Raw genomic sequence first — 17,786 nt, 5'->3', positions numbered from 1 at the left:
ACATGCTTTCAACCCCGCTACGCAAATTTATTTCCGCAGCACTCCTTACAGGCACCGGCTTGACCGGCTTCTGGTTTGGGGAAGGTTTCCTTCCCTTGATCTCAAGCAGGGTGTTGCTGGCCCTTATCGCCCTGCCCCTGGCCACTGCGGCTCTGGCTCCCCATCGAGACAGCTTCCATGTACGCACCACCCTACTGGCCGCGGCGCTGCTGTTTATCGGTGCCTGGTTCGCTGGTCAGACGATCGCCGGCCGGGCTTTTGACGAGTGTCTGAACCGGGGCGAAGAAGTTCGCCTGGCTCTGCGTAACTATCGCCTTGAGCAAGGTCGATTTCCGCAGCAGCTGGATAATCTGGCCATGGACCTTCCCGGCCAACGCCTGTTGCATCCTCCCCTGCTGAGCTACCAACCCAAAGAAGGGGATTATCGTCTATCCTTCGCCAATGCCCTGGTGGAGTATGTGGCCAACTCCCGTTACCCTTTTTTATTGCCTGAAATCGATCCCGACCCTAAACTGCCGACCGCCCTTGAGGCCCCCTTCCAAAAAGAACCCGCCTTTGCTCCGTCAACGCCCCGGTAGAACAGCCGACCGGAACAATCCTCACCTCGGCCGCACAAGCCCCGCTGGAATCCTATAGTTCTTCGCTGCCATTGGCCAGATCCTGAAGCCTCCAGAGGCGGGCATATAGGCCATTTTCAGCCAGTAATTGGTCGTGACTGCCACTTTCACGAATACAACCATGGTGCAGAACATGGATCCGGTCGGCTGTACTTACCGATCGCAATCGATGGGCGATAATCAGTGCGCTGCGCCCCTTGCGAGCCTGGTCCATTTCGGCCTTGACCAACGCCTCGGTACCGGCATCGAGACGGCTGGTCGCCTCATCGAAGACGATGATGGCGGGCTGCTGCACCAGGGCACGCACCAGGCAAAGCAATTGCCGCTCGCCGGCTGAAAGATTTTTTCCTCGCTCTTCGATGCGGCCCTGCAGCCCTCCTAATCGTTCCACCACCGTAGAACAGCCACTACGCTTTATGAGTTTGAATAGTTCCTGGTCGTTGTGAAACCGCCGTGGATCAAGGTTATTGCGCACCGTGCCGGCAAAAAGAAAGGGGTCCTGTGCGACCCAACCGATGCGCTGACGGACCAGCTCCGGGTCAAGACCGGCAAGATCGTCACCATCGAGGAGAATACGTCCGGAACCGGGTTGATAGAAGCGCAGCAACAGGCGACCGATAGTGGTCTTGCCGCTTCCGGTATCGCCGACCAGGGCAACGGTCTGTCCCGGTTCGATGCTCAGGTCGATGTTCTTCAGCACCGGGGTCCGCCCATCGTAACTGAAAGAAACCTGCTCCAATCTCAGGGCGCCTTTGCCTCCGCCTGGCAGCGGATTTCCGGTCTCTTCCGGTGGCTCATCCAACAATTGAAACAGTCGCTCCAAAGAGGCATTACTCGATTGAAGCAGGGAGTATTGAGCCGACAATTTCCGCAGTGGAGCGAAAAAACGCTGTACATATTCGATGAAGGCCACCAGGGTACCGAAGGTTGCGGTACCGGCAAGAACCCCGCTGCCACCGCGCCAGAGAATGCCGGCGATGGCCAGGGCACTGAGGGTTTCCAGGGCACTGAACAAGAAAGCATCCCAATGAATGGCCCGAAAGGAGCTCTGCCGATATCTTTCCTGCAGATCGCCGAATTCCTCCAGGGTACGTTGCTCCTGACCGAACAGTTGCACTTCATGGATACCGGCCAGGCGCTCGGCAAGATAGCCGTTGAGATCCGCTACCCTGGACCGCACCTGGCGCATGGCGCCGCGCATGCTGCGACGAAACAACCACAGGATAAGGAGCAACAACGGAATCAAGGTAAAGGCCACCAGCGTCAACTCGGGATTCAGCCACCACATGAGGCCGACGATAAACACCAGGGAAAAGAGTTCGCCAAAGGCCGCAGCGACCCCCGAACCGAATAGTTCGCCAACATTTTCCACGTCACCACTCAGGCGGGTCACCAGCCGCCCGGAGGGATGACGATCGAAAAAGCTCACCGGCAGTCTGAGCAAGCGGGAAAAGCCATTCTTACGCAGATCCGCCATGATCCGTTGACCGACCCCCTGGGCCAGATAAGCCTGCCCGAAACCGAGCAGGCTTTCGCCAAAGACCGTGAACAAAAACAGGGCGACGATCCATTCCAGGCCCGCCAATTGCGCCGGAACGATATGCTCATCGATGGCGATCTTGACCAGATATGGCTGAACCAGGCGGGCGGCGGTGGACAAGGGCAACAACAGCATGGCTCCCGCCGCACTACGCCGGTAAGGCACCACCAGACCAAGAAACCGCCGAAACAGAGACCAGTCGAGAGAACGACCGGTCACCTCGTCCATGTCGAACATGCCCCGCTTCATGCCAGTCCCTCCAGTTCCTGCTTCAGACGCTCCTGCTCCAGCAGGCGCGCATAACGGCCCTCCAGTGCCAGCAGCTCGACATGAGACCCCTGCTCCGCAACCCGTCCCTGATCGAGAATCACTATATCATCGGCCATCTCCAGCAACGATACCCGGGCGGAAACCAGCAGCACCGTCTTATCCCGCAACAGAGGCTGCAGGGCCTGCCATACCTGGCGGGCCGTCGCCGCATCAAGATGGCTGAAAGGATCGTCGAGCAACCACAGGCTACCGTCGCGGGCCAAAGCCCGTCCGAGAGCAACCCGTTGCCGCTGTCCACCGGACAGGGCTTTACCTCCCTCGCCGACGCGGGTGGAGAACCCCTCTTCAAAAGCAGCCACTTCATCGCTCAGGCACACTGCATCGGCCACCCGCTGCAACAGTTCGGTGTCGGCGCCGGGCACACCGTAGAGGAGGTTATCTTGCAGAGTACCGGAAAACAACCGGCCTTCCTGAGGTACAACCGCCAAACGTTGGCGATGCTCCACCGGGTCGAGAGTCGTCAAGTCCTGACCGTCAATGTTGATCTCTCCCGGCTTGACGGGATAGAAACCGGCCAGCAATTGCAACAGAGTGCTCTTGCCGGAGCCGGTTGTGCCGCTGATCCCGGTCAGACTGCCAGCGGTCAAGGTCAGGGAAAGATCCTTCAACACCGGCTGACCATCATAGGCAAAATTAAGACGCTGAATTTCCACCGTTGGCGCCGTCGAAGCCGCCGCCAGCCGAAGCCTTTCAGTCGAGGGAAGGGGCGTAAGCAGGCTACGCAACCGTTCGATGCTGGCCATGGCCCGCTGGCCCAGACTGAGCACCCAGCCGAGCATCAAGGTCGGCATAGCCAGTTGCATGAGATAGGCGTTGAAGGCGATCAACTCGCCGAGGGACAACTTTCCGGCCACGACCCGCCCACCGCCGAAATAGAGGATCAGCAAGGTACTGATCGGCGCAATCAAAGCCATGACCGGGCCGATCAGAGCCCGCAGTTTCGCCAGTTTGAGAGAACTGGACAGGTACTCTCCATTGAGCTGCTCGAAGTGATCGCATCGTACGCCATGCAGACTATAACTACGGATTACCGCATGACCGGAAATCCCCTCTTCCAGGGCTTCACTGATGCGTCCTAAACCCTTCTGTACTGCGGAGGATGCTGTTAACAAACGGCCGCTCAGGTATTTAACCAACAACAACAGCAGGGGATAGGGAATCAGGGCGAGCAGGGTCAATGAGGGTGACAAGGAAAAGAGCAGGGAGAGGGTCAGCAGGTAGACCAGAACCGTATTGAGCAGAATCAACAGGCCGAACCCGGCCATGGTGCGGATATTGCTCAGATCGTTGGTGCAACGGGACAGAAGATCGCCGGTGCGGTGGCTATCGAAAAAGGGACCTTCTCGACACAGCAGACTGGAGAGCAAATCCCGTCGCAGATCGATTTCCAGACGGCAGGCGCTATGTAAAAAGGCAAAACGCGACAACAACCGGGTACCGAAACGCAGCAGCGCCCCAACCAACAGCACCGCCGCTGCCAGCAGCAATTGCCGGTGTGCGCCCTGTTGCGCGGAATCAACCCCGACCTTAAGCATCCAGGGCAGGAGCAGCCCGAGAAAATCGGTGAGCAGCAACCAGCCCAGCCCGACCAGCAGCAGGGAGCGGTAGGGGGCGAAATAGGGCAGAATCAGACGCAGGCGGGACAAAGGAGCAACCTTTCAGAGATGTCCGGCCAGCCAGAAACCCTATTCGCCGGACAATGCCTCGGACGGATCGACAATCTCGCCGATCAGATCGTAATCGGAAGAGTCGGTAATGCGCAGCGGCACAATATCGCCAATGTCCGCCTGACCGTCGGTGATGTAGACTTGACCGTCGATATCGGGCGCCTGACGGACACTGCGACCGCTGAGCAGCAGTTCGGTCTCTTCGCTGTAGCCTTCCACCAGCACCGGTTCAATTCGGTCGACCAGCGCCCGGTTGCGGCGGAAAGAGACCCGCTGCTGGGCCTTCATCAACTTTTCCACGCGACTCTTTTTGGTTCGCTCGGCGACCTGGTCCGGCAGGGTCGCCGCCGGGGTGCCCTCTTCGCGGGAATAACGGAACACCCCTACCCGATCGAAGTGTCCCTCTTTCACAAAGGCCATCAATTCGGAGAACTGCTGCTCGGTCTCACCGGGGAAACCGACGATGAAGGAGGTGCGCAGAGTAAGGTCGGGAATGGCCTGGCGCAAACGCTCGACCAGACCGCGAATGGCCTGTTGGTCGATACGCCGGTTCATCAGGCTGAGGACCTTATCATTGATGTGCTGGAAAGGCACATCGAGATAATTGCAGATCTTATCTTCGGCGGCCATTAACTCGATAAGTTCGTCGCTGATGCCTTCGGGATAGGCATAGAGCAGGCGCAACCAATGCAGACCGTCGATCTTAACCAGTTCCCGCAGCAGACCGGCCAGGGTGGAACCGTCGTTACGGTCATGACCAAAGGCGGTCAGATCCTGAGCGATAAGGTTGACCTCCTTCACCCCATCGGCCACCAGGGCTGTAACCTCAGCCACCACTGATTCGATGCTGCGCGAACGCAACGGACCACGCAATTGGGGGATGATGCAGTAAGAGCAATGATTATCGCAGCCCTCGGCAATCTTGACGTAGGTCGAATAGAAAGGCGAAGATTTAACCCGCGGCGTGGTGTGATCGTAGAGATACTGGGGGATGTCAATCGCCTGCAGGGAGCCGCCCTGCGGCTGATGCGCGTCGATCAGTTCGACCAGACGCGTCAACTCACCGGTACCGATAAAAATGTCGACCTCCGGCAGGTCCGTCGCCAGCTCCTTGGCATAGCGCTGGGGAAGGCAGCCGGTCACCACCAGCAGACGACAGTTGCCGTTCTGCTTGTAGTCGGCCACTTCGAGAATGGTTTCCACCGATTCTTCCTTGGCATCCTCGATAAAAGCACAGGTATTGACGATAATGATCTCGGCCTGAGACTCGTCGGTAACGATTTCAAACCGCTCAGCCGGAAGATGACCCAGCATAACCTCGGCATCGACCAGGTTTTTGGCACAGCCGAGGCTGACCATGCTTACTTTTTGTCTACTCAAAATGATCACTTTCTCTCTTGCAAAGGGCCTTACAAGGCACTGGGGCCTGACGGCCTAAGAACGCATATTGACAAACTGCAGTTCGACACCCAGGTCCTGGGTCTTGAGCAACTGCATGACCTCCTGCAGGGCATCGATTTTCTTACTCGACACACGCACCTGGTCATCCATGATCTGCGCCTGGACCTTGAGTTTGGTGTCCTTGATCCGCTTGACAATCTCCTTGCCCTTTTCCTTGGAAATCCCCTGGACGATAGTCACCCGCTGTCTTACAGCACCGCCGGAAGCCGGTTCTTTACTGCCAAAATCAAGGCACTTAGGCGAAACACCCCGGCGCACAAGCTTGCCCTTGAGAACATCGACTACCGCCTGCAGCTTGTAGTCATCGGCCCCCAACAGCACGATAGCGCTCTCCTGCAGGTCAATCTCGTTATGAGTGCCCTTGAAATCGTAACGCTGACCAATCTCCTTCAAGGACTGATTGACGGCGTTATCGACTTCCTGCATGTCGACTTTGGATACAATATCGAAACTTGGCATCTTTTTACCCTTCCTGTGGCGCTCCTGCAAATGGATATTTCTTCAATGAAACAAGGACTTATAGCATAAAGGCGATCATAGGGGAAGTTTTAACAGCGCGGGGTCTCCGGAACCGAATCAAAAAACCGACTTCGAAACTAAAATCCGAACTGATTCTGATCTGGCCTCAGTACCTCGACTCCTTCCGGTATCTTAAAATCGAACAAACTGTCTTTCAATCCCTTGTTTAAACGCACATTGTGAAAGGTAATGGTCGTACGACTTTCATTGGGACCGAATACCGTGGCGACCCGCACCGGATAAACGGGTTTGCTCCCGCTGGCGTTATGATTAACCACGGCCCGGTCGATGACCAGTTCGAGTCGTTCGACAATCGCCGATGGCTGGCGAGGTTTCAGCAACAGGCGGTAATGCCCTTCGCTATCGAGAGCGGGACTGGCCCAGGCCACGGTAAAACGTTTGGAGAGCTGACCAAGGCCGGTCAAAAAAGCCAGCGGATCGTCGACACCCTCGCTGCCATTAGCGGGCAGCGGCGACTCGACCACCTGCTGGTTCTCCGGCAGATAGACCCACACCGTGCTCCCGTCGGAAATGATCTGCTGCACACTCGGAACCTGGTACTCCCAACGAAAACGCGGCTGCAACTGTTGACCGCGGCGGTCGAAGCGAACGGCCACCCGGCCCTGGCCCTCCTCAACCCGGTCGAGGGAACCAAGATAGGCCTGCTGCAGAAAATCCGCCTGCAGGTCCTCAATGGAGGCTCCGGGCGCTGCATTGGCGCGGAATTGATGTTCCAGACCGCGCACCACCTTGCCCAGCAGTTCATCGCTGCCGTTGGCCAGGGCGCTGGTGGCGAGGAGTGTTACCAGTAGAATGGCGAGAAAAGATATATGTTTCATAGAAGTTTTTCTCCTTTGCTTTTAATAGTCCAAATTACACCCAATCGGCCGGTTTCCGTGTCTTCTCCGTTTGGACGTAAAAACAAGCTGTAAGATTACAGCTTTAATTTTTATTTTGCCCCTATGGGGTGAAATCCGTAATCCGTAAGGCGTGAGGCGTAACAGGTAAAACCTGGTTCCCCTCCATTCCCTGTGACGCAGCGCAAGGCGCCCGCAGGGAAAGCAGCGAACTTGAATTAGTTTGAAGGTTTTAAACCCAGCAACCCCTACGATCAATGTTGGCAAGAAAAAGGGACCGATCAAGATAGCAATCGACTTTCGGAAGAGGGGCCGCCCAAAGAAATCGCCAGCACGGTGTGCCAGGTCAAAAGTTTTTGGCCTTCTCCTGCCATCCATCACAGCATGCCCCACGCAGTGGCAAGGCATTTTTTGCTTCCTTTTTGTTGCCGCCTGGACAAAAAGGAAGGCGTCTGGCGGGACGCGACCCGCCGGTGTTGTTATTCGTAAATCAACCCTGCTAAAGCTAAAACAGAAATCCAAGCAAACCATAATATCGGCCGGTCTTGCCCGGCCAGGCGCGTTACTTTTCTTGACGACCAAGAAAAGTAACCAAAAGAAGGTCGCCCCACCGTTTGCCCGCCTGCGGCGGGTTCCCTCTCTCCGGGAATTTTAATCCGGGAAAGACGAGATTCGCTTCGCTCAGACGTCTTTCATTTCCGGATTAAAATCCCTCCGCTCGGCGGCACTCACAGGGGGTGAAAACCGTAATTCGTGAGGCGTAAAGCGTAATACGTAAAAGCTGGTGCCCCTCCCTCCCCCTGTAACGCAGCCGGAGCGAAGTGGACGTTTTGCGAAACAGGCGGAAAACTGTCCGAGCGCCAGCGAGTTTTTTTCCGCCCGCAAAACGTCTGCGCAGCGCAGGGGACCCGAAGGGCAAGGAGCCGGGGCGCCTTTTTCTGCCTACTCTTTTTTGGCGCGTAAAAAGAGTAGGGCGTCGGGCGGGGACGCAACCCCGCGGTCTTGTAGTTCGGAAAAGCAAACTGAAGGCCGATTAACCAGCAAAATGATTAAATCCCTTAGCCTTTACCGGCCTCACCTGCCCGGCCTGATCGGCCAGCAAAAACCCCTGCTCCGCTTCCGTCACAGTACCGATACGCGTAACCGGAACGTCGGCAATCAATTCAGCCAACACGTGTTCCTTGTCCGCAGGCACGGTAAACAGCAGTTCGTAATCCTCTCCACCAGACAGAGCCAATTCAAAAAGGCTCGGCTCTTCGTCCATCGCCTGGGAAAATCCCGATGACAGGGGGAATAGTGCCTGCTCCAAACGGGCACCGACCGCCGAAGCTTCGAGGATATGTCCGAGATCTGCCAACACTCCATCGGATACATCGATCATCGCGCTCGGCAACTGCGCTTCGGCCAGAGCCCGACCGAGGGCGACCCGGGCTTGCGGCCGGTGATGACGATCAGCCAGTTCAACGGTCACCGGCCGATCGGCTTGCAACCGTTGCAGGGCCAGGGCGCTGTCGCCGAGAGTACCTGAAACATAGATGGAATCTCCGAGACCAGCACCGCCTCGAGTAACGACCTGTTCCGTGGGTGCCGCCCCTTCGACGGTCACCGAAATCATCAGAGGTCCCGGCGAACGGCAGGTATCGCCACCGACCAGCACCGCTCCATATCCTGCTGCGGCTTCCAGGAAACCTTCCAAAAAGGCATCGAGGTCTTCCATCGCCATCGTGCCCGGAATCGCCAACCCGAGATAGAGATGCCGCGGGCTGCCGCCCATGGCCGCTACGTCGCTGACGTTAACGGACACGCACTTGCTACCCAGCGCCCGCCAGTCGCTCCAATCCGAGCGGAAATGGATCTCCTCGATAAGCAGATCGGTACTGGTCAGAAGTACCTGCCCCGGCGGTAATTCGAGCACCGCGCAATCGTCACCGATTCCGAGTCGAACTCCGGTGCCTTCGCTTCTGGCGACCGCCCCTCGAATACGCTCGATAAATCCGAACTCACCCAGATCGGCCAGCTTCATGGGTTGCTCTCCAGAGCTTGTTCCAGTACCTGGCTCATGTTGTCTACCGGGACGAAGGTCACCTTGCGGCGAAGAGCAGCGGGAATTTCCACCAGGTCCTTTTCATTCTGACGAGGGACGACCACAATTGTTATACCCGCACGAACCGCCGCCAACACTTTTTCTTTCAAACCGCCCACCGGCAGCACCTTGCCCCGCAGGGTAATCTCACCGGTCATGGCCACCTCCCGGTCGACCCGCCGGCCACTCAAGGCCGAGACCAGCGCTGTGGCCATGGTCACCCCGGCGCTAGGTCCATCCTTGGGGATGGCTCCGGCCGGCACATGGATATGAATATCCAGACGTTCTGCAAAGTCGGGGTCGACACCCAATTCTTCCGCGTGGGAGCGGGCATAGGAGAGGGCCGCCTGGGCGCTCTCTTTCATGACGTCGCCCAGCTGGCCTGTCAGGGTGAGCTTGGACGCCCCCTTCATGGTGGTGACCTCGACATGCAGAATCTCGCCGCCCCGCTCCGTCCAGGCCAGACCGGTGGCGACTCCGACCTCATTTTCAGCCAATTTATCCTCAGCCAGATGACGGGCCGGACCGAGAAAGCGTTCGAGGTTGGTTCGGGTAATGGACACCGGACCTTTGCGGCCTTCGGCCAGACGGTGGGCCACCTTGCGACAGATGCTGCCGATCTCTCGCTCCAGGTTTCGCAGCCCGGCCTCGGTGGTATATTCGCGAATGATTCGCTGCAGGGCCGAGCGGGAAAAACGAACGTCCTGCCCCTTAAGCCCATTATCTTCCAGCTGCCGGGGCAACAGAAAACGCTCGGCAATGGCCAGCTTCTCCTCGCCGCTGTAACCGGCCAGACGCAGCACCTCGAGGCGGTCCTTGAGAGCCGAGGGGATGGGATCCATGATATTAGCTGTGGCGATAAACATCACGTTGGACAGATCGAAGGGCAGATTGATGTAGTGGTCGGAAAAGGCGTGATTCTGCTCCGGATCGAGAAGTTCCAGCAGAGCAGCGGAAGGATCCCCGCGAAAATCGGCGCCGCCGACCTTGTCCAGTTCGTCGAGCATGAAGACCGGGTTGCTGGTCCCGGCCTGTTTCATGCCCTGAATGATACGCCCCGGCAAGGCCCCGACGTAGGTGCGGCGATGGCCGCGAATCTCCGCTTCGTCCCGCAGGCCGCCAAGGGAGACGCGTACGAACTTACGGCCCAAGGCCCGGGCGATGGACTTACCAAGACTGGTTTTGCCGACTCCCGGGGGACCGACGAAACAAAGGACCGGTCCCTTGAGCTTCTTTTTCAGCTTGCGTACTGCTAGAAACTCGAGAATCCGTTCCTTGACCTTGTCGAGGCTGTAGTGATCTTCATCCAAAATGCGCCGCGCCTTATGCAGATCGAGATTGTCGCGGGTGGTTTTCTGCCAGGGCAGATCCGCCAGCCATTCGAGATAGGTGCGAAGCATGGAATATTCCGCCGCTTCGGCCTGCATGCCCTCCAGCCGACGCAGCTGCTTGGTCGCCTCGGTCATGGCCTCATCGGGCAACTTTCCATCCTTGAGCTTTTGTTCCAGTTCCGCCAGGTCGTCCGTTTTTGCATCGCTCCCGCCGAGCTCTTCCTGAATGGCCCGCAACTGCTCGCGCAAAAAATATTCCCTCTGCGTCTTGCCCATCTCCTCTTTGGCCTGGGACTGAATACGACTCTGCATCGTAGCCAGCTCCAGCTCTTTATTGAGCAGATCGTTAACCTGCATCAGTCGCTCGACGGGATCGCAAACCTCCAGCAGTTCCTGAGACTGGGAAATCTTGAGATTGAGATTGCCGACCACCAGATCGGCCAAGCCGCCGGGATCTTCGATATTGTCCACCACGACCATAACTTCCGGGGACAAAACATTACTGATGGCCTGCAACTGGGATAGCTGATTCTGCACCGTGCGCATCAACGCTTCGACTTCCAGTGGCAATTCGCCTAATTCCGGCTCCTCAAGGGAGGTAATCCTGACCTCGAAAAAGGGTTCCTCCCGCAGATACTCTTCGATGCGTCCCTTGGATAACCCCTGCACCAGAATCTTGACCCGGCCGTCATTCAGCTTGACCATGCGCATGATCATCGCCACAGTGCCAATCCGATAGATATCGTCTTTGCCGGGCTCTTCATTACCAAGGATCTTCTGCGTCGCCAAAAAGATCAGCCGGCTCTCTTCCATGGCCTGTTTCACCGCTTCCAGAGAAGCCGAGCGGCCAACAAAAAGGGGCAAAACCATATGCGGAAAGACCACCGTATCTCGCACCGGCAATAGAGGCAGTTGCTCGGGCATATCGAAATCTTGCAAAGGCATATCCCAGTTATCCTCCAACAAGTTGTTGTTTAGCATCCAACAGCTTTCAGGCCCGTATAATCCGACAGGCACTTGGCCATCATCGGTGAGATTAATCAAGCTGTCAAGAATGGCCCTTTTGCAAAAAGCCATAAATGGCTAAGCAAAAAATCGTCCTACAAGGCGAAGTGAGTTTTCGGGGGAAAGGCATACAGATAGTATGTCGAAGTCCTGAAAAAGCACTGCAACGTCGTAGGGTGAACTTTTTACGATGCCATCAAGAATCACCGAACCGGTGACAAACCTCGCTCCATTGGCGGCTGCCGGATTCGAAACTGCGTTCCAGCAAAGTCATGCCGCCAGCCCGCTCGGTCCACAGCAGGGTGGAGCAGCGAGTACCGTATTCCGCGGTGCGGATAAAGATCGGTGCCTGGGGCCCGGCGACCAGATCGCCATTAGCGGAGATTCCTGCCGGAAGTTCCGGCAAAGACTCATCAGTCAGCAACTCAAAAAGCCCCGTACTGTCCAGAGTAGAAGATGTCAGCTGCATCGCCAGACCTGCCTTACCGGCGACTACCTTGGGCCAGGGAGCGTCGAGCAAGGCGTTGCTGACACCGTACAGGCCAGGCTCCAGCAACCGATACCCGCGAACACGATTGGACAAATAGCCAACGGTGCTGCGATCACCGACCAACAGGCTGAAACCACGATAGAGGTGTCCCTGCTGCTCGACAGCCGCCAGGTACTCGGCCGGATCGCTCACCCCCTGCAGAAAATCGCTGACCAGCCGGCCCCGCGACCGGGGCGGTTCGACTGCTGGCGGCGGTTCACGAAAGTTGGTGACGGCGGCAAAGCGACCATTGGGACCCATAGCCAGCCAACTGCCCCCTTGCAACAGGTCGCGTCCACCGATAATTCCAGGCTGGTCTTGCCAAGGCCCGGCAGGCGTCGTCGGTCGACAGTAGTATTCGTCGCGATTAGCAGCCAGTACCAGGGGATAATCCCGGTGCTGCTGCCAGGCCATTAAAATCAGGCACACGGTCGCTCTCTTTCAGTTGTCGATTGTGGCTTGCGGGCCACGATCCCCGCCAGACCACCGCCCCGCTCTGCCTCATCAATCCCCTCTTCATGAAGCAGAATATCCCAATCATGGAACAGCGTCAGCAACTCACCGACCTCCAGGACATAGTCGGGATTACCCGGCCCACCGGCAAAATCACCGGCTCGGCTGAAGGTGCGGGCCACTACCACACCGCCGGGCCGCACCGCAGCCCGCACTGCATCAAAAAGAGAACGCTGCAGATAAAAGAATTGCAGCACCACATCAAAATACGCGCTTGGCAGTTGAGGTAGTTGCTCCAGATCCTGCTGCACTGTGGCGATAGCCAGGCCGCGGCGTCGAGCTTCTTCAGAAAGCTGGCTCAAACCCTGAGACGAGGCATCCAAGGCGGTGACGGAGTAACCCAGCTCAGCCATCGGCAGAGCATTACGTCCCCTTCCACAGGCGATATCGAGAAGCTTGCCCTGCGGTAACAGGGGCAGCACCCGCTGCAGCCAGGGATCGAAAAGAAGAGGTTTTTCTCCCCGTTCCTGCCAGACCTTGTTCCAATCGTTCGCCACCAAAACTCCCTTTCTCTATTCACAGCCGCCGCAGAAACTCATAGACCATATGTCCGGTGGATAGCGCCAGAACCGCCATAAATACTACCGGCTGAGCTCGTTTCATGGTTGCAAAGCGCACCAGACGCGAACCGAACTGAGCTCCGATCATCACCCCGGGCACGGTGCCAAACAGCATCGGCGGATTAGCCGGCCAGGCGCGCCACCCGACCAGCACGCCGAAAGCGATCAGCATCCAAAAGAACAGCGCGGTAACAAACATGACAAATATACCGCTGGCCACCGCCCGACTGGCCGGCATGTGCAAACGCCGCATCAGATGTGGAATCAGCCAATCGCTTGTGCCGACACTGAGCAGCCCGGTAAAAATCGATGAAATCACTACCAGCAAACGACTAGCCGTAGGAACTTCTATCACACCTTCGTCAACCTGAACGGGATGAAGCTTGCGCCACAACAAAGCCAACAACAGATAGAGTACCACCACGGCAAAGGCCAGCAACAGCCAAGGATCGTATCGATGAGGCATCACCATCCCGAGCAGATAACCAGCGCTAACACCGAGCAACGCCATGGGCACGCAACGGCGCACCACCGGCCAATCGATCATGCCCTCGCGCAAATACTTAAACGAACCGCTGCCCTTACCGGCCAGCTGATTAAAAAGAGAAAAAGACGCGGCATCCGCAGGATGAAAGCCGAGCAAAGTGAAAAAGGGGAACCAGACCACACCGGCTCCCACCCCGGTGTACATCACCAAAGTGCCGACTGCGATGCCGGCGAGGTGCGCCAGCGCAAAGGTAGAAAGGGACAGTGGACGAGCGGTCGGTATGGCAAACAAAGCCAAGACATAACAAGCATCCAAGAATAACCAGAAAAGTAGATAATTGCTGCCACGCCAAATCCACCGATGCATCCTAATCTCCTGAATATTACTATTGCCTTAGAGTACTCTTCTGCTTGGCGTGGAGCAAGCAGGAAACGTGGCGTGGAAAGCATTTTCACGGTTCTAAAGCTTTAGCCCTTCTCCCCCCTGTGACGCAGCGCAGGGCATCCGAAAGGCAAGGAGTTGGGGTGCCTTTTTCTGTCTACTCTTTCTTGGCGCGTAAAAAAGTAGGGCGTCGAGCGGGGACCCAACCGAGCGGTCTTGTAGTTACGCCTGTCCAAAGAGAAAGAGGGCCACCCATACGAGCAGCCCTCTCCATATTTCCGGTGATTAACGCGATGCTTATTTAATCTTCCAGCTCGTCCCCTGAGCCGAATCGAGCAACACAATCCCCTTCGCATCGAGCTCGTCACGAATCGCATCGGAGCGGGCAAAGTCCTTGTCCTTGCGGGCCTGGTTGCGCTCGGCGATAAACTGCTCGATCTGTTCCGCACTGATGTCGAGTCCGGCCAAGGCGGCAAACTTCTGCTTATCCAGCCACACGGCCGGTTCGGAATCGAACAGGCCGAGTACCGAACCGAGGCGGATCACAGTCCGTTGCAGGTCCTGCACTTGCGCCACCAGATCGGCTTTTTTGCGGAACTTTTTAGTGGCGCACAGACGATTCATGGTGCGCACCCCTTCGAAGAGGTGACCGATAGCCGCGGCGGTATTGAAATCGTCATCCATGGCCTCGCGGAATTTAGCTTCCAGAGCCGCGCCTTCTTCGCTGACGGTATCGCTCTCGGGCAAATCCGCCACCGCTTCAGCGGAGACCTGCAGAGCCTCGTAAAAACGGCTCAAACCGACCAGGGCGTCCTGCAGATTCTGATCGGAAAAATCGATGGGCGAACGATAGTGGGCGGTGAGGATAAAGAAGCGCACCACCTCAGGATCGTAGCTTTGCAGAATATCGCGGATGGTGAAGAAATTGCCCAGAGACTTGCTCATCTTCTCCTGATTGACGTTGACAAAACCGTTGTGTAGCCAGTACTTGACGAAGGGTTTGCCAGAAGCCCCTTCGCTCTGGGCGATCTCGTTTTCGTGATGGGGAAAGACCAGGTCTTTGCCGCCGCCATGAATATCGAAGGATTCGCCGAGATATTTCATACTCATGGCCGAACACTCGATGTGCCAACCGGGCCGGCCCGGTCCCCAGGGCGATTCCCATGCAGGCTCGCCTGGCTTGGCGGCCTTCCACAGGGCGAAGTCCATGGGGTTGCGCTTCTGCTCGCCGGGAGCGATGCGCGCCCCAGCGCGCATGTCGTCCATGTTGCGCTTGCTCAGTTTCAGGTAACCGGGGAAATTTTCTACCGCATAATAGACATCACCGGCCGATTCGTAGGCCAGACCCTTCTCTATCAGACGTTCGACAATTTCGACAATCTGCTCGATATGCTCTGTGGCCTTGGGCGAACAGGTCGGCAGAGCCAGACCGAGGCTGGCCATATCCTCGTCAAAAGCCTTGATGAACTCCTCGGCCAGGGTAGTGCTGTCGATCCCCCGCTCGTTGGCGCGGTTGATGATCTTGTCGTCAACATCCGTATAATTACGCACGTAGTTGACTTCATAACCGGCGAACTGCAAATAACGGTAGATAACATCGAAAACGATATTGGCCCGAGCGTGGCCGATGTGGCAGTAGTCATAAACGGTGACACCGCAAACGTACATGCCGACTTTGCCGGGGACCAGCGGCTGGAATTCTTCTTTGCCGCCGGTGAGGGTATTGTAGACTCGCAAGCTCATGGAACGGGTTCTCCTTGTTTTCAGCGGATAGACTCCATAGTTTTCAACAGAGCCTTATCCGTTATTGGTTGTCCAACTTCAAGGCAACACCGCGGGGTTGCGTCCCCGCTCGACGCCCTACTCTTTTTCTGCGCGGCAAAAGGGTAGGCAGAAAAAACGCGCCCCAGCTCCTTGCCCTTCGGGTCCCCAGCGCTGCGCAGACATTTTACGGGCGGGCAAAAACTCGCTGCGCTCAAACAGTTTTCCCGCCTGTTTCGTAAAACGTCCACTCCGCTCCGGCTGCGTCACAGGGGAAGGAGGGGCAGCAGATTTAACCTATTACGCCTCACGGATTACGATTTACGGGTCCCTTCTCTACTTCTTCCCACCCATCTTCGCCCACGAATCCCGCAAGGTCACGGTGCGGTTAAACACCAGCCGGCCGGCAACACTGTCGACCTGGTCGACACAGAAATAGCCCTGCCGTTCAAACTGGTAGCGGCTCTCCGGTACAGCATCGGCCAGACTCGGCTCCACCTTGCAACCGCTCAGCACCTGCAGCGATTCGGGATTGAGCTGGCTCTTGAAATCGACATCCTTATCCGCCGAAGGATTCTCCGTGAGAAACAGGCGGTCATAGAGGCGGATTTCCGCGTCCAGGGCGTGCTCTGCAGACACCCAGTGCAGGGTTCCCTTGACCTTGCGTCCGTCAGGGGAGGCACCGCCGCGACTAGCCGGATCGTAGCTGCAGCGCAACTCGACGACCTCGCCGCTGACCGGATCCTTGATTACCTCCTCGCAGCGAATGAAATAAGCGCAGCGCAGCCGTACCTCGCGGCCCGGGGCGAGACGGAAGAACTTCTTCGGCGCTTCCTCCATGAAATCTTCCCGTTCGATGTACAGAACTTTGGAGAAAGGCACTGTGCGGGTGCCCCGTTCGGGTTGCTGGGGATGAACCGGCGCCTGGAACTCTTCGACCTGATCTTCGGGATAATTGTCGATCACCACCCGCAGGGGATTGAGAACCGCCATGGCCCGAGGCGCATTGTGGTCGAGGTCTTCGCGAATGCAGCTTTCGAGGAAGCCGATATCGACGCAGCTGCCCTTTTTCGAGACACCGATCCGCTCGCAGAAGTTGCGAATCGAGGCCGGAGTGTAGCCACGGCGGCGCATGCCGGCCAAAGTCGGCATGCGCGGATCGTCCCAACCGCTGACATGGCCGCCTTCCACCAGTTCCAGCAGCTTACGCTTGCTCATCACCGTATAGTTGATGTTGAGGCGGGCAAATTCGATCTGCTGGGGATGATGGATGCCGAGTTGCTCGATGAACCAGTCGTAAAGGGGCCGATGGTCCGCAAATTCCAAGGTGCAGATCGAGTGGGTGACCCCCTCCAGAGAATCGCTCTGCCCGTGGGTAAAGTCGTACATGGGATAGATGCACCACTTGCTGCCGGTGCGATGGTGCTCGGCGTGGAGGATACGGTACAAGACCGGATCCCGCATATTCAGGTTGGGCGAAGCCATATCGATCTTGGCCCGCAGCACCTTGGCGCCATCCGGATAGTCGCCATTCTTCATCTTCTCGAACAGTTCCCGGTTCTCCGCCACCGACCTGTCGCGATAAGGGCTGTTTTTGCCCGGCTCGGTCAGGGTTCCGCGATAGGTACGTATCTCCTCCGCCGACAGATCGTCGACGTAGGCCTTGCCGGCCTCAATGAGCTGCAACGCCCAGGCATAGAGCTGGTCGAAATAATCCGACGCATAGTATTCGTGCTCCCCCCAATCGAAACCGAGCCAGCGCACGTTCTCCTTGATCGCGTCGATATACTCCTGCTCTTCTTTAACCGGGTTGGTATCGTCAAAACGCAGATGGCAGCGGGCACCTCCTGGCGCATCGGCATAGTCGCGGGCCAAGCCGAAATTGAGACAAAAACTCTTGGCATGACCGATATGCAGATAGCCGTTGGGCTCCGGCGGGAAACGGGTGATCACGGCACCGTCGTTCTTGCCGGCGGCCAGGTCCTTGTCGATGAGAGTACGAATAAAGTTGCTCGGTGCCGCAGGAGCGTTGCTGTCGTTACTATTATCCATGATCGCTGTCGTCCTGATCGTAATGTTGAAAAACGCAGCCCAAAAGCCGCAGACTGTTGAAAAACCACCTTCCGAACAGTTCAGAAAGTGGCA

Annotated in this window: 13 protein-coding genes; 1 reads left to right on the top strand and 12 read right to left on the bottom strand. The window is 57.1% G+C overall.

Annotation, left to right across the window (positions count from 1 at the left end; genetic code table 11):
• Positions 1-2: 2 nt before the first annotated feature.
• Positions 3-578: a hypothetical protein gene (locus A7E78_RS10805; protein ID WP_072284269.1), complete on the top strand. Its 576-nt coding sequence runs from the start codon at positions 3-5 to the stop codon at positions 576-578.
• A 52-nt stretch (positions 579-630) separates the two neighbouring features.
• Here the strand turns inward: A7E78_RS10805 and A7E78_RS10800 are convergent, their stop codons facing one another.
• From A7E78_RS10800 to A7E78_RS10740, 12 genes are all read right to left on the bottom strand, one after another.
• Positions 631-2,406 (bottom strand): ABC transporter ATP-binding protein, encoded by a 1,776-nt coding sequence (locus A7E78_RS10800; RefSeq protein ID WP_072284268.1) that lies wholly within the window; start codon positions 2,404-2,406, stop codon positions 631-633.
• Complete coding sequence (locus tag A7E78_RS10795) at positions 2,403-4,133, bottom strand: ABC transporter ATP-binding protein (protein WP_083553031.1); 1,731 nt, start codon at positions 4,131-4,133, stop codon at positions 2,403-2,405. Before A7E78_RS10795 ends, A7E78_RS10800 begins: the two co-directional genes overlap by 4 nt.
• A 39-nt stretch (positions 4,134-4,172) precedes the next feature.
• Positions 4,173-5,513 carry a 30S ribosomal protein S12 methylthiotransferase RimO gene (gene rimO, locus A7E78_RS10790; protein ID WP_072285127.1) on the bottom strand — a complete coding sequence of 447 codons (1,341 nt, stop codon included), beginning with the start codon at positions 5,511-5,513 and terminating at the stop codon, positions 4,173-4,175.
• A 75-nt stretch (positions 5,514-5,588) separates the two neighbouring features.
• Positions 5,589-6,074, bottom strand: coding sequence for a YajQ family cyclic di-GMP-binding protein (locus A7E78_RS10785; RefSeq protein ID WP_072284267.1), 486 nt, complete (start codon positions 6,072-6,074; stop codon positions 5,589-5,591).
• Positions 6,075-6,211: 137 nt separating this feature from the next.
• The gene (locus A7E78_RS10780) at positions 6,212-6,973 is read right to left on the bottom strand and encodes a LolA family protein (protein ID WP_072284265.1); all 762 of its coding nucleotides are present in this window, start codon (positions 6,971-6,973) and stop codon (positions 6,212-6,214) included.
• Positions 6,974-8,024: 1,051 nt separating this feature from the next.
• On the bottom strand, positions 8,025-9,014 hold the full coding sequence (gene thiL / locus A7E78_RS10770) for a thiamine-phosphate kinase (RefSeq protein WP_072284261.1): 990 nt from the start codon (positions 9,012-9,014) through the stop codon (positions 8,025-8,027).
• Entirely contained in the window at positions 9,011-11,350 is a 2,340-nt protein-coding gene (gene lon, locus A7E78_RS10765) for an endopeptidase La (protein WP_072285126.1), read from the bottom strand. Before lon ends, thiL begins: the two co-directional genes overlap by 4 nt.
• A gap of 256 nt (positions 11,351-11,606) precedes the next feature.
• On the bottom strand, positions 11,607-12,368 hold the full coding sequence (locus A7E78_RS10760; RefSeq protein WP_072284260.1) for an NRDE family protein: 762 nt from the start codon (positions 12,366-12,368) through the stop codon (positions 11,607-11,609).
• Positions 12,359-12,949: a class I SAM-dependent methyltransferase gene (locus tag A7E78_RS10755; RefSeq protein ID WP_072284259.1), complete on the bottom strand. Its 591-nt coding sequence runs from the start codon at positions 12,947-12,949 to the stop codon at positions 12,359-12,361. The genes A7E78_RS10760 and A7E78_RS10755 overlap by 10 nt, the downstream gene beginning before the upstream one ends.
• Positions 12,950-12,968: 19 nt before the next feature.
• Entirely contained in the window at positions 12,969-13,865 is an 897-nt protein-coding gene (locus A7E78_RS10750) for a sulfite exporter TauE/SafE family protein (RefSeq protein ID WP_083553027.1), read from the bottom strand.
• Between the two features lie 312 nt (positions 13,866-14,177).
• A complete protein-coding gene (gene cysS, locus A7E78_RS10745; RefSeq protein ID WP_072284255.1) occupies positions 14,178-15,623 on the bottom strand; it encodes a cysteine--tRNA ligase in 1,446 nt (481 codons plus the stop codon).
• A gap of 354 nt (positions 15,624-15,977) precedes the next feature.
• Positions 15,978-17,693 carry a glutamine--tRNA ligase/YqeY domain fusion protein gene (locus tag A7E78_RS10740; protein ID WP_072284254.1) on the bottom strand — a complete coding sequence of 572 codons (1,716 nt, stop codon included), beginning with the start codon at positions 17,691-17,693 and terminating at the stop codon, positions 15,978-15,980.
• Positions 17,694-17,786: the final 93 nt, after the last annotated feature.

This window comes from Syntrophotalea acetylenivorans, from assembly GCF_001887775.1.
GTDB classification, from domain to species: domain Bacteria; phylum Desulfobacterota; class Desulfuromonadia; order Desulfuromonadales; family Syntrophotaleaceae; genus Syntrophotalea_A; species Syntrophotalea_A acetylenivorans.
Note: the sequence above shows the minus strand (reverse complement) of the source record. Positions and strands in the feature narration are given on the sequence as shown.

What these genes read in the sequence shown, in the direction of transcription:
- rimO (WP_072285127.1), bottom strand. Translation starts at nt 5,513, where the DNA reads ATGGTCAGCCTCGGCTGTGCCAAAAACCTGGTCGATGCCGAGGTTATG.
- A7E78_RS10805 (WP_072284269.1), top strand. Translation starts at nt 3, where the DNA reads ATGCTTTCAACCCCGCTACGCAAATTTATTTCCGCAGCACTCCTTACA.
- A7E78_RS10750 (WP_083553027.1), bottom strand. Translation starts at nt 13,865, where the DNA reads ATGCATCGGTGGATTTGGCGTGGCAGCAATTATCTACTTTTCTGGTTA.
- A7E78_RS10780 (WP_072284265.1), bottom strand. Translation starts at nt 6,973, where the DNA reads ATGAAACATATATCTTTTCTCGCCATTCTACTGGTAACACTCCTCGCC.
- lon (WP_072285126.1), bottom strand. Translation starts at nt 11,350, where the DNA reads ATGCCTTTGCAAGATTTCGATATGCCCGAGCAACTGCCTCTATTGCCG.
- A7E78_RS10800 (WP_072284268.1), bottom strand. Translation starts at nt 2,406, where the DNA reads ATGAAGCGGGGCATGTTCGACATGGACGAGGTGACCGGTCGTTCTCTC.
- A7E78_RS10740 (WP_072284254.1), bottom strand. Translation starts at nt 17,693, where the DNA reads ATGGATAATAGTAACGACAGCAACGCTCCTGCGGCACCGAGCAACTTT.
- A7E78_RS10785 (WP_072284267.1), bottom strand. Translation starts at nt 6,074, where the DNA reads ATGCCAAGTTTCGATATTGTATCCAAAGTCGACATGCAGGAAGTCGAT.
- thiL (WP_072284261.1), bottom strand. Translation starts at nt 9,014, where the DNA reads ATGAAGCTGGCCGATCTGGGTGAGTTCGGATTTATCGAGCGTATTCGA.
- cysS (WP_072284255.1), bottom strand. Translation starts at nt 15,623, where the DNA reads ATGAGCTTGCGAGTCTACAATACCCTCACCGGCGGCAAAGAAGAATTC.